This window comes from Pseudomonas sp. MYb60 (assembly GCF_002979555.1).
GTDB lineage: Bacteria > Pseudomonadota > Gammaproteobacteria > Pseudomonadales > Pseudomonadaceae > Aquipseudomonas.
In genome coordinates this window covers 127,279-139,323 of record NZ_PCOZ01000010.1, presented here as the reverse complement: position 1 = coordinate 139,323, position 12,045 = coordinate 127,279, and the positions used below count along the sequence as shown (strand labels likewise).

The window sequence follows — 12,045 nt, the reverse complement described above, 5'->3', positions numbered from 1 at the left end:
TTAATGCCGCAGGTCATTTTTCTGCCACACGCCGAGCATTGCCCGGACGGTATGGTCGTGGAGGCTGAGACCGGCAAGTCCATCCTCGAAGTTGCCCATGACAACCATATCGAGATCGAAAGCGCCTGTGGCGGTGTGTGCGCCTGCACCACCTGTCACTGCATCATCCGCGAGGGTTTCAATACGCTGGAAGAGGCTGACGAGCTGGAAGAAGACTTTCTGGACCGCGCGTGGGGCCTGGAGGCGCATTCGCGCCTAAGCTGTCAGGCAAAGGTCGGAACGCAAGACATCACCGTCGAAATTCCGAAATATTCCCTCAACCATGCCGCCGAAGCGCCGCACTGATTCAAGGAAATGTCATGAGCCTGAAATGGGTTGATGTACAAGAAATCGCTATACAACTTGCGGAAGCCCATCCTGAGGTCAATCCTCTGACGGTCAACTTCGTCAAGTTGCGCAATCTGGTGCTGGAACTGCCGGACTTCGACGACGTCCCGGACCGGGGTGGCGAAAAGGTCCTGGAGGCGATTCAAGGCCTGTGGATCGAAGAAGCAGACTGAGCCGCCTTTTTACGCAGTTAGGCAATACCCAATAACCCGCGTATAATTCGCGGGTTTAATTTTTCGTAAATTACCGTTTCTGGAGTTACACCATGGCTGTTCAACGTACTTTCTCCATCATCAAGCCTGACGCTGTTGCAAAAAACGTCATCGGCGAGATCACCACTCGTTTCGAAAAAGCCGGCCTGAAGGTTGTAGCTTCGAAACTCAAGCAACTGTCCAAGGCTGAAGCTGAAGGCTTCTACGCTGAGCACAGCGCTCGTGGTTTCTTCGGCGACCTGGTTGCCTTCATGATCTCCGGTCCTGTTGTTGTTCAGGTACTGGAAGGCGAAAACGCTATCGCTCTGAACCGTGAGCTGATGGGCGCTACCAACCCTAAAGAAGCTGCTGCCGGCACTATCCGTGCTGACTTCGCTGAATCCATCGACGCCAACGCTGTACACGGCTCGGACTCCGAAGCTGCCGCTGCTCGCGAAATCTCGTACTTTTTCGCTGCTACTGAAGTAACCGCTCGCTAAGCATCGGCTTAAAGAGTGAGGGTGAATCCATGACTACATCGACTGTTAAAACCAACCTGCTGGGTCTGACTCAGCCGGAAATGGAGAAATTCTTCGACTCAATCGGGGAGAAGCGTTTCCGTGCCGGTCAGGTAATGAAATGGATTCACCACTTTGGCGTCGATGATTTCGACGCCATGACGAACGTCAGCAAGGCCCTGCGCGACAAGCTCAAGGCCATTGCTGAGGTCCGTGGTCCGGAAGTGGTCAGCGAGGACATCTCCAGCGACGGCACCCGTAAGTGGGTGGTGCGCGTGGCGTCCGGCAGCTGCGTCGAGACCGTGTACATTCCCCAGGGCAAACGCGGCACCTTGTGCGTTTCGTCCCAGGCAGGCTGTGCCCTGGATTGCAGTTTCTGCTCCACCGGCAAGCAAGGCTTCAATAGCAACCTTACCGCCGCCGAAGTCATCGGCCAGGTATGGATTGCCAACAAATCCTTTGGCAGCGTCCCGGCGACCGTCGACCGTGCCATCACCAACGTGGTGATGATGGGCATGGGTGAGCCGCTGCTGAACTTCGACAACGTCATCTCGGCCATGCACCTGATGATGGACGACCTGGGCTACGGCATTTCCAAGCGCCGCGTGACCCTGTCGACCTCCGGCGTGGTACCGATGATCGATGAGCTGGCCAAGCACATCGACGTCTCCCTGGCGTTGTCGCTGCACGCACCGAATGACGCATTGCGTAACCAATTGGTGCCGATCAACAAGAAGTATCCGCTTAAGATGCTGCTCGAGTCCTGCCAGCGTTACATGGCGACCTTGGGCGAGAAACGCGTGTTGACCGTCGAGTACACCCTGCTCAAGGACATCAACGACAAGGTCGAGCACGCGGTAGAGATGATCGAGTTGCTCAAGAACACCCCGTGCAAGATCAACCTGATCCCGTTCAACCCGTTTCCGCATTCTGGCTACGAGCGGCCGAGCAACAACGCCATTCGCCGTTTCCAGGATCAACTGCACCAGGCCGGTTACAACGTCACTGTCCGCACCACCCGTGGTGAAGACATCGACGCCGCCTGTGGCCAATTGGTAGGGCAGGTGATGGACCGCACCCGCCGCAGCGAGCGCTATATCGCCGGACGCGAAGTGAGCGCCGCCGACGATTTGCCGCTGATTGCTGTGAATCGAATCTGAGAGAGGATCTCTATGCCCTTGCGCCTTGCGCTGCTTTTGCTTGTTACCGGCCTCGCGGCGGGTTGTGTTTCATCGGGCCATGACAGCCCGATGCAAACCGGTAAAGGCCGTGACGAGGCGCGGGTTGCCTATGTGCAACTGGGCTTGGGTTACTTGCAGCAAGGCATGAGCGAGCAGGCCAAGGTGCCGTTGAAGAAGGCCCTCGAACTGGACGGCGACGATGCCGACGCCAACGCTGCCCTGGCCTTGGTGTTCCAGGCCCAGGCCGAGCCGGAACTCGCCCAGCGGTATTTCCACAAGGCCCTGGCCGCACGACCTGCCGACCCGCGGTTGCTGAACAATTACGGCAGCTTTCTGTTCGAGCAGAAACGTTACGACCAGGCTGCCCTTTATTTCCAGCAAGCCAGCGCCGATACCCTTTATCCTGAGCGTTCCCGTGTGTTCGAGAACCTTGGGGTGACCTCGATACGCCTCGGCCAGCGCGACAGCGCCCGCCAGCAGCTGGAAAAAGCCCTGCATTTGAATGGTCGCCAGCCTCGGGCCTTGCTCGAAATGGCTGAGTTGTCCTACGAAGACAGGCATTATGTGCCGGCACGGGACTATTACGAGCGTTTTAGCCTGCTCAGTGGGCAAAATGCACGTAGTCTATTGCTTGGTGTGCGCCTGGCGACGGTTCATGAAGAACGCGACACGGCCGCACGAATTGGCCAGCAACTCGAACGACTCTATCCCGGTACGCCGGAATATCAGCAATACCTGTCGGAGCAATGATGAAAGCGGCGCACCCGGAAGTTGTAGCAGCTAATCGCGTAAACCCAGGCGACACCTTGCGTCAGGCCCGCGAAAGCAATGGTTGGTCGCTGGCAGAAGTGGCGCTCAAGCTCAATTTGACCAGCACATCCCTGGCCAATCTCGAGGCTGGCGCGTTTGACAAGCTGCCCGGGCATACCTTCGCCCGGGGCTATATCCGTGCCTACGCCAAGTTGCTGGGTATCGACCAGGCCGTACTGGTCCAGGAATTCGATCAATTCACCGGCACCGACTCCCAGGGCAGCAACGTCCATGGCTTGGGTCGTATCGAAGAGCCGGTGCGGGTCTCCCACACGATCCTGCGTATCGTCAGCCTGTTGCTGCTGATCGCCGTGATTGGCGGCGGCTTTGTCTGGTGGCAAGACCAGACTTCCCAGCGCAACAAGGACTTGACCAGCAACGCCATGGAGCACGTCGAGGTCGAAAGCGCCGACGGCACCACCCAGATCCACCCGCTGGACGAGCCGGAAGACCAGGCCGTTGCCGAGGGCCAGGCTGCGCCTGAAGCGCCGGTCGCCACTGAACAACCCGTGCCGGAAACCGCACCCGGCAACACCGCCACTGCAGCCGTGCCCACCGCGCCTGTCGCGCCTGTGACCCAGGGCCAGACGCCTGCAGCGCCGGCACCCGCTGCTCCTGCTCCCGCAACCCCGGCCGCTCCTGCGATCTCTGCGCCCACCACCCCTGGGTTGATCGCCGGTGATGGCCGCGTGCAAATCACCTTCATCGCTGACTGCTGGACGCAGGTTACCGATGGCAACGGCAAAGTGCTGTTCAGTGGTCTGAAGCGTAAGGGAGATACGCTCGACCAGGGCGGCAAACCTCCTTTGACGCTGCGTCTGGGCTTCGCCCGTGGCGCGCAAGTGGCCTACAACGGCCAGCCTGTAGACGTGGCGCCGTTCACCAGTGGCGAGACCGCTCGCCTGAAGTTGGGACAATAGTCATGCACGGCGAATCTCCAATCAAACGTCGCGTATCGCGCAAGATCTGGGTCGGCTCCGTACCGGTGGGCGGCGATGCCCCCATCGCGGTACAGAGCATGACCAACAGCGACACCAATGATGTGGCCGCCACCGTTGCCCAGATCAATCGTCTGGAAGCGGCCGGCGTGGATATCGTGCGCGTCTCGGTGCCGGATATGGACGCTGCCGAAGCGTTTGGCCGCATCAAGCAGCTGGTCAAGGTGCCCTTGGTGGCCGACATTCATTTCGACTACAAGATCGCCCTGCGCGTCGCCGAACTGGGTGTGGACTGCCTGCGTATCAACCCGGGCAACATCGGTCGTGAAGACCGTGTGCGTGCGGTGGTTGATGCGGCTCGCGACCGTGGCATTCCAATCCGCATCGGCGTCAACGCCGGCTCGCTGGAAAAAGACCTGCAGAAAAAATACGGCGAGCCTACCCCGGCGGCGCTGGTCGAGTCGGCGCTGCGCCACGTTGAACACCTCGAACGCCTGAATTTCCAGGACTTCAAGGTCAGCGTAAAGGCTTCGGACGTGTTCATGGCGGTGGAAGCCTACCGCCTGCTGGCCAAGGAAATCGTGCAGCCGCTGCACCTGGGTATCACTGAAGCCGGCGGTTTACGCTCAGGCACAGTGAAATCTGCGGTGGGTCTCGGTATGCTGCTCGCCGAAGGGATTGGCGATACTATCCGCATCTCCCTGGCGGCAGACCCTGTGGAAGAAGTGAAAGTCGGTTACGACATTCTCAAATCCCTGCGTCTGCGCTCCCGTGGCATCAACTTCATTGCCTGCCCGAGCTGCTCGCGGCAGAACTTCGACGTGGTGAAAACCATGAACGACCTTGAACTGCGCCTTGAAGACCTGCTGGTGCCGCTGGATGTCGCGGTCATCGGTTGCGTGGTCAACGGGCCGGGCGAAGCCAAGGAAGCCCATGTGGGCCTGACCGGCGGTACACCGAACCTGATCTACATCGACGGCAAGCCGTCGCAGAAATTGACGAATGACAATCTGGTGGACGAGCTTGAAAAGCTGATCCGCGAGAAAGCGGCCGAGAAGGTCGCGGCTGACGCAGCGCTCATCGCGCGCGGCTAAGAACGAATTTAAGGATTTGATGTGAGCAAGTCTCTGCAAGCCATTCGTGGCATGAACGACATCCTGCCGGAGCAGACGCCACTGTGGCGCTACTTCGAAAACACGGTCGCGCGCCTGCTGGATAACTACGGTTACAAGCAGATCCGCATGCCGATCGTGGAATTCACCGAGCTGTTCAAGCGTTCCATCGGTGAAGTGACCGACATCGTCGAAAAAGAGATGTACACCTTTGAAGACCGCAACGGCGACTCCCTGACCCTGCGTCCGGAAGGCACTGCCGCGTGCGTACGCGCCGTGCTCGAGCATGGCCTCACGGGTGCTGGCCAGCCGCAGAAATTGTGGTACATCGGCCCGATGTTCCGCCACGAGCGTCCGCAGAAAGGCCGTTATCGCCAGTTCCACCAGATCGGCCTGGAAGTGTTCAACATCGACGGTCCGGACATCGACGCCGAGCTGATCGTGCTGACCTGGCGCCTATGGGGCCTGTTGGGCATCCGCGACGCGGTCAAGCTTGAGCTCAACAGCCTGGGCACCAGCGAGTCCCGTGGCCGCTATAAAGTGGCTCTGGTCGAGTACCTGTCTGCCCACCTGGACAAATTGGACGAAGACAGCCAGCGCCGTCTGAAGACCAACCCGCTGCGCGTCCTTGATACCAAGAACGCCGATACCCAGGCCGTGCTGGTCGACGCGCCGAAAATGGCCGACTACCTGGACGACGAGTCGCGCATCCACTTCGAGGGCCTCAAGGCTCGACTGGAAGCGGCCGGTATTCCATTTGTGATCAACACCAAACTGGTGCGCGGCCTGGATTACTACAGCAAGACCGTGTTCGAGTGGGTCACCGACAAACTCGGCGCTCAGGGCACCGTGTGTGCCGGTGGCCGCTACGACGGCCTGGTCGAGCAAATGGGCGGCAAGCCGACTACCGGCGTGGGCTTTGCCATGGGCATCGAGCGGCTGATCCTGCTGTTGGAAACCCTGGAGAAGGTGCCGGAAGAAATCTCCCGTCAGGTGGATGTGTACCTTTGCGCCTTCGGCGAGGCTGCCGAACTGGCCGCCCTGGCCTTGAGCGAAAAGGTCCGCGACCAGCTGCCGAACCTGCGCCTGCAGGTCAATGCCGGCGCCGGCAGTTTCAAGAGCCAGTTCAAGAAGGCTGACAAGAGCGGTGCACTGTATGCACTGATCCTCGGCGATGACGAACTGGCCCAGCAAGTGATAGGTTTCAAACCCCTGCGTGGCCAGGGCGAGCAACAGAACATTGCCTTTGATGCGCTCGCTGCGCACTTGGCCACCTGCGCCGTGCAGGGTTGAAGCTGTCGAACAGCCGAATTTAGCGATTAAGGAGTATTGGGGTGTCGAGTACTGATGATGAGCAACTGGCCGAGTTCAAGGACTGGTGGCAGCGTAACGGCAAGCCCCTGGTCACTGGCGGCCTGCTGGCTTTAGTGGTGGTGTTCGGCTGGCAAGCATGGACCAAGTACCAGGCCAACCAGTCCCAAGGCGCCTCGGTGCTCTATCAGCAATTGCTGGAAACCACGCTGACGCCGGACGGCAAGCCCGACCCTGCGCGGGTTGCAGACCTGGCCAGCAAGCTGAAAAACGAATTCGGCGGTACCACCTACGCCCAATACGGCAGCCTGTTCGTCGCGAAAGTCGCGGTCGACACCGGCAAGCTGGATGACGCCGCCACCGAACTGAAGGCCATTGCCGACAAGCCGACCAACCCGACTCTGGGTGAAATCGCACGTCAGCGCCTGGCTCAGGTACTGGCGGCACAAAACAAGGCTGACGACGCACTCAAACTGCTCGACGGCGATGCTGACAAGGCATTTGTAGCCACTCGCGAAGAGCTCAAGGGCGACCTGTTGGTCCAATTGGGTCGTACCGACGAAGCCAATGCTGCGTACCAAAAAGCCAAGGCTGCGCTGTCTGATGAAGCAGCGGTCGGTGGCTTACAAATCAAGCTGGACGACTTGGCCAAAGGGGATGCGTGACGTGATCCGTTGGAAACATGCAGCATTGCTGGCTCTGGCCGTTCTGGCCGCGGGTTGCAGCAGCAACAGCAAGAAAGAACTGCCGCCTGCGGAGCTGACCAGCTTCAAGGAAGAAGTGGTCCTGCAAAAGCAGTGGAGCCGCTCGATCGGTGACGGTCAGGGTGACACCTACAACATGCTGGTGCCGGCTATCGACGGTGACAACATTGTGGCCGCCGACGTGACCGGCGTCGTGACCTCCATGGACCGCATGAACGGCGACGTGAAGTGGTCCAAGGATCTCGATTTGCCTGTGTCCGGCGCGGTAGGCGTGGGTTACGGCATGGTCATGCTCGGCACGCTCAAGGGCGAAGTCGTGGCGCTGGATTCCAGCACCGGTGAAGAGAAATGGCGCGCTCGCGTGACCAGTGAAGTCCTTGCACCGCCTGCCACCAACGGCGATATCGTCGTGGTGCAAACCCAGGACGACCGTGTGATCGGCCTCGACGCCAGCACTGGCGAACAGCGTTGGTTGTACGACAGCACACCAGCGGTGTTGACCCTGCGCGGTACCAGTGGTCCGATTGTGACCAATAACCTGGCGGTTGCAGGCCTGTCGACCGGTAAAGTAGTCGCCCTCGACACCCAGAACGGTGTGCCGGCGTGGGAGACCCGCGTGGCTATCCCGCAAGGTCGTTCCGAACTGGATCGCGTCGTGGACATCGACGGCGGCCTGTTGCTGTCCGGTGAAACCCTCTACGTCGCTACTTACCAGGGCCGTGTTGCGGCACTGGACCTGCAGAGCGGCCGTGTGAACTGGCAGCGTGATGCTTCCAGCTACGCCGGTGTCGCCCAAGGGTTTGGCAGCGTCTACGTAAGCCTGGCGTCCGGCACCGTTGAAAGTGTCGACGAGCGTTCCACTACCGCGCTGTGGACCAACGACTCCCTGGCTCGCCGCCAGTTGTCGGCACCGGAAGTGTTCTCCAGCTACGTGGCCGTCGGCGACTTCGAAGGCTACCTGCACCTGCTGAGCCAGGTGGACGGTCGTTTTGTTGGTCGTGAACGAATCGACAGCGACGGCCTGCGTGCCCGTCCGCTGGTCGTGGGTAACATGCTTTATGTGTATGGCAACAGCGGCAAGCTGGAAGCCCTTACCGTCAAGTAAGAACTATGCTTGTGGCGTAACCTTCAAGCAGCTTCACCTGTAGGAGCGAGCTTGCTCGCGAAAATCGTTAACGATAACGCGTGCTGTCTGAATAATCGCGGTGCCTTTGCGTTTTTCGCGAGCAAGCTCACTCCTACAGTCGAGCACCAGCCGCTGCCCTGCAGCGGCTTTTGTATTTTCTGAAATAACGAAGTGGAGAGCCGCATGGTTCCCGTAATTGCCCTGGTGGGCCGACCTAACGTCGGCAAGTCCACCTTGTTCAACCGCCTGACCAGGACTCGCGACGCCATCGTCGGCGACTTGTCCGGTCTGACCCGTGATCGCCAATACGGTGAGGCAAAGTGGCAAGGGCGCTCCTACATTATTGTCGACACCGGTGGTATCTCCGGTGACGAGCATGGCATGGACGAAAAAATGGCCGAGCAGTCGCTGCTGGCCATTGAGGAAGCCGATGTCGTGTTGTTCCTGGTGGACGCCCGTGCGGGCTACACCGCTGCTGACCAAATGATTGGCGAGCACCTGCGCAAGCGCAACAAACGTTCCTATCTGGTCGCGAACAAGATCGACAACATCGATCCTGAAGCGGCCCGTGCCGAATTCAGCCCGATGGGCCTGGGCGACGCGATCCCGGTCGCCGGTGCTCACGGTCGCGGTATCACCCAAATGCTGGAAATCGCCCTGCGCGATTTCCCGAAGGATGACGCCGAAGAAGAAGAGGGCGAAGAAGAAATCGTCGCCGAAGGTGAGGAAGCCAAGCGCATTCCTGGCCCGAGCGAAAAAGACGGTATCAAGATCGCCATCATCGGCCGCCCGAACGTTGGCAAGTCGACGCTGGTCAATCGCATGCTCGGTGAAGACCGCGTCATCGTCTACGACCAACCCGGCACCACCCGCGACAGCATCTACATCCCGTTCGAACGCAACGAGGAAAAGTACACGCTGATCGACACCGCCGGTGTGCGCAAGCGCGGCAAGATCCACGAAGAAGTTGAAAAGTTCTCCGTGGTGAAAACCCTGCAGGCGATCAAAGACGCCAACGTGGTGATCTTCGTGATGGACGCCCGCGAAGGCGTGGTGGACCACGACCTCAACTTGCTGGGCTTTGCTCTGGAAGCCGGTCGGGCACTGGTGATCGCGATCAACAAGTGGGACGGCATGACGCCGAGCGAGCGCGATTTCGTCAAGATCGAGCTGCAGCGTCGCCTGTTCTTCGTTGAGTTCGCCGACATCCACTTCATCTCGGCACTGCACGGCACCGGCGTGGGCAACCTCTACGCCTCCGTACAGAACTCGTTCAAGTCCGCGGTCACCCGCTGGCCGACCAACCGTCTCACCCAGATCCTGGAAGACGCCGTTGGCGAGCACGCACCGCCGATGGTCAACAACCGCCGGATCAAGCTGCGTTATGCTCACTTGGGTGGTGCCAACCCGCCGATTATCGTGATCCACGGTAACCAGATCGAGAAGGTGCCGAAGTCCTACGTGCGTTACCTGGAAAACACTTACCGCCGTGTCTTGAAGCTGGTCGGTACGCCGATCCGTATCGAGTTCAAGGGTGGCGAGAACCCATACGAAGGCAACAAGAACACGCTGACTGACCGTCAGGTGAACAAGAAGCGTCGTTTGATGACTCACCACAAGAAGGCCGACAAGAAGCGCCGTGACAAGAAATAACCGCTGCTTCACGTTGTGAGAGAGGGCTCCTATGGAGCCCTTTTTTGTGCGCGGTGGTTTGTGCCTTGACCCGGTGCAGTTGGCAGCTTAAAACTTGGGGCTCACCTGCAGGGGCCTTTCGATGATCACCAGTAAGCTGCCGAATGTCGGCACGACCATTTTCACCACCATGTCGCAACTTGCTGCCGAAACCGGCGCGCTCAACCTGTCCCAGGGTTTCCCGGACTTCAATGGCCCCCAGGCTTTGCTCGACGCGGTGGGCAAGCACATCGCCCTCGGTCACAACCAATATGCGCCTATGACCGGCCTGCCGGTGCTGCGGCAGCAGGTGGCCGCCAAGATCGCCCGCAGTTACGGCGCGACCGTCAATGCCGACAGTGAAGTGACCATCACCCCTGGCGCCACCGAGGCGATCTTTTGCGCGATCCAGGCGGTGATCCGCAGTGGCGATGAAGTCATCGTGTTCGATCCCTGCTACGACAGCTATGAGCCCTCGGTGGAGCTGGCCGGCGGTCGTTGTGTACATGTGCAACTGAGCCTGAACGGCTTTGCCCTCGACTTCGAGAAGATCAAGGCGGCGCTGTCACCGCGCACGCGCATGATCATTCTCAATACCCCGCACAACCCCACAGGTGCCTTGATCAGCCGCACCGAGCTGGACCAATTGGCCGAGTTGATCCGCGACCGCGATGTCTACTTGGTCAGCGATGAAGTCTATGAGCACCTTGTCTTCGACGGCGTGCCCCACGTGAGCGTATTGGCCCACGAAGAGCTCTATCAACGCGCCTTCGTAGTCAGCTCCTTCGGCAAGACCTACCACGTCACCGGCTGGAAAACCGGCTATGTCGTCGCGCCACCGGCCCTCACCGCCGAACTGCGCAAGGTGCACCAGTACGTCAATTTCTGCGGTGTGACACCGCTGCAATACGCGCTGGCCGACTTCATGGCTGAGCATCCGGAGCACGTCGAGGAACTGCCGGCGTTCTACCAGGCCAAGCGTGACCTGTTCTGCGATCTGTTGGCACCGTCACGTTTCAGCTTCACCCGCGTGAGCGGCACCTACTTCCAACTGGTGGATTACTCACAGATCCGCCCGGACCTGGATGACGTCGCCATGTCCCTGTGGATGACCCGCGAGCACGGTGTGGCGACGATTCCGGTCTCGGTGTTCTACCAGACCCCACCCCAAGGCCAGCGCCTGGTGCGCCTGTGCTTTGCCAAACGTGAGGAAACGCTGCGCCAGGCGGCGGAAAAACTATGCGTGATCTGAGTGAATTGCCGAATCTGAACATCGCCTTGGTCCAGACCACCCTGGCCTGGCACGACCGCCAGGCCAATCTGGATCACTTCGAGTGGCTGCTGGAGCAGGCCAGGGGTGCCGACCTGATCGTGCTGCCGGAGATGTTCACCACCGGGTTCTCCATGGAGTCGGCCACCTTGGCCGAACCCGAACACGGCCCGACCCACACCTGGCTTCAGGCTCAGGCGGCGAAATACAACGCGGTGATCACCGGCAGTGTGATCATCCAGGCCGCCGACGGCAGCCATCGCAATCGCCTGCTGTGGGCGCGGCCGGATGGTGAGGTGTTGCACTACGATAAACGTCACCTGTTTCGCATGGCGGGTGAGCATGACCACTACACACCTGGCGAGCGTCAGGTGCAGTTCGAGTTGAAAGGCTGGCGTATCCGCCCACTGATTTGCTACGACCTGCGCTTCCCGGTGTGGAGTCGCGATGCCCAGGACACCGACCTGCTGCTGTACACCGCCAACTGGCCGGGGGCGCGTCGCCTGCATTGGAACCGTCTGCTGCCGGCGCGGGCTATCGAAAACCTGTGCTATGTGGCGGCGGTGAATCGGGTTGGTACAGATGGCAAAGGCTTTGCCTACACCGGTGACAGCCAGGTTCTGGACTTCCAGGGTGAAACCTTGCTGAGTGCGGGGGAGGCGGACGGGGTGTTTCAAGTGTGCCTGGATGCGGCGGAGCTGGCGGCGTATCGCACGCGGTTTCCGGCGAATCTGGATGCCGACACTTTTGAGTTTGTCTGACAGACCGCCATCGGGAGCAAGCTCCCTCCCACACTGGATTGGGTTTACACATTTCACCTTGTGAA

The 12,045-nt window shown here is 59.9% G+C and carries 13 protein-coding genes; all 13 read left to right on the top strand.

What is annotated here, in order from left to right:
- Window positions 1-3 precede the first annotated feature (3 nt).
- Window positions 4-345, top strand: coding sequence for an ISC system 2Fe-2S type ferredoxin (fdx, locus tag CQ041_RS18270; protein WP_105523895.1), 342 nt, complete (start codon window positions 4-6; stop codon window positions 343-345).
- A 14-nt stretch (window positions 346-359) separates the two neighbouring features.
- Complete coding sequence (iscX, locus tag CQ041_RS18265) at window positions 360-560, top strand: Fe-S cluster assembly protein IscX (RefSeq protein ID WP_034100428.1); 201 nt, start codon at window positions 360-362, stop codon at window positions 558-560.
- A 92-nt stretch (window positions 561-652) separates the two neighbouring features.
- Window positions 653-1,078, top strand: a complete 426-nt coding sequence (gene ndk, locus CQ041_RS18260; RefSeq protein ID WP_003175956.1) for a nucleoside-diphosphate kinase — start codon at window positions 653-655, stop codon at window positions 1,076-1,078.
- A gap of 29 nt (window positions 1,079-1,107) precedes the next feature.
- Window positions 1,108-2,256, top strand: a complete 1,149-nt coding sequence (rlmN, locus tag CQ041_RS18255) for a 23S rRNA (adenine(2503)-C(2))-methyltransferase RlmN (RefSeq protein ID WP_105523894.1) — start codon at window positions 1,108-1,110, stop codon at window positions 2,254-2,256.
- 12 nt (window positions 2,257-2,268) lie between these two features.
- Complete coding sequence (gene pilW, locus CQ041_RS18250) at window positions 2,269-3,027, top strand: type IV pilus biogenesis/stability protein PilW (protein ID WP_105523893.1); 759 nt, start codon at window positions 2,269-2,271, stop codon at window positions 3,025-3,027.
- Window positions 3,027-4,007: a RodZ family helix-turn-helix domain-containing protein gene (locus tag CQ041_RS18245; RefSeq protein WP_105523892.1), complete on the top strand. Its 981-nt coding sequence runs from the start codon at window positions 3,027-3,029 to the stop codon at window positions 4,005-4,007. Before pilW ends, CQ041_RS18245 begins: the two co-directional genes overlap by 1 nt.
- Window positions 4,008-4,009: 2 nt before the next feature.
- Window positions 4,010-5,119 (top strand): flavodoxin-dependent (E)-4-hydroxy-3-methylbut-2-enyl-diphosphate synthase, encoded by a 1,110-nt coding sequence (gene ispG, locus CQ041_RS18240; protein ID WP_003175952.1) that lies wholly within the window; start codon window positions 4,010-4,012, stop codon window positions 5,117-5,119.
- A gap of 21 nt (window positions 5,120-5,140) precedes the next feature.
- Complete coding sequence (hisS, locus tag CQ041_RS18235; RefSeq protein ID WP_105523891.1) at window positions 5,141-6,430, top strand: histidine--tRNA ligase; 1,290 nt, start codon at window positions 5,141-5,143, stop codon at window positions 6,428-6,430.
- 41 nt (window positions 6,431-6,471) lie between these two features.
- Entirely contained in the window at window positions 6,472-7,113 is a 642-nt protein-coding gene (locus CQ041_RS18230) for a tetratricopeptide repeat protein (protein WP_105523890.1), read from the top strand.
- Window positions 7,106-8,257, top strand: a complete 1,152-nt coding sequence (gene bamB, locus CQ041_RS18225) for an outer membrane protein assembly factor BamB (RefSeq protein ID WP_105523889.1) — start codon at window positions 7,106-7,108, stop codon at window positions 8,255-8,257. Before CQ041_RS18230 ends, bamB begins: the two co-directional genes overlap by 8 nt.
- A gap of 204 nt (window positions 8,258-8,461) precedes the next feature.
- Window positions 8,462-9,931, top strand: a complete 1,470-nt coding sequence (gene der, locus CQ041_RS18215) for a ribosome biogenesis GTPase Der (protein WP_105523887.1) — start codon at window positions 8,462-8,464, stop codon at window positions 9,929-9,931.
- Between the two features lie 121 nt (window positions 9,932-10,052).
- On the top strand, window positions 10,053-11,201 hold the full coding sequence (locus tag CQ041_RS18210) for a pyridoxal phosphate-dependent aminotransferase (RefSeq protein WP_105523886.1): 1,149 nt from the start codon (window positions 10,053-10,055) through the stop codon (window positions 11,199-11,201).
- Entirely contained in the window at window positions 11,189-11,980 is a 792-nt protein-coding gene (locus CQ041_RS18205) for an amidohydrolase (RefSeq protein WP_105523885.1), read from the top strand. Before CQ041_RS18210 ends, CQ041_RS18205 begins: the two co-directional genes overlap by 13 nt.
- The last annotated feature ends 65 nt before the right edge of the window (window positions 11,981-12,045 follow it).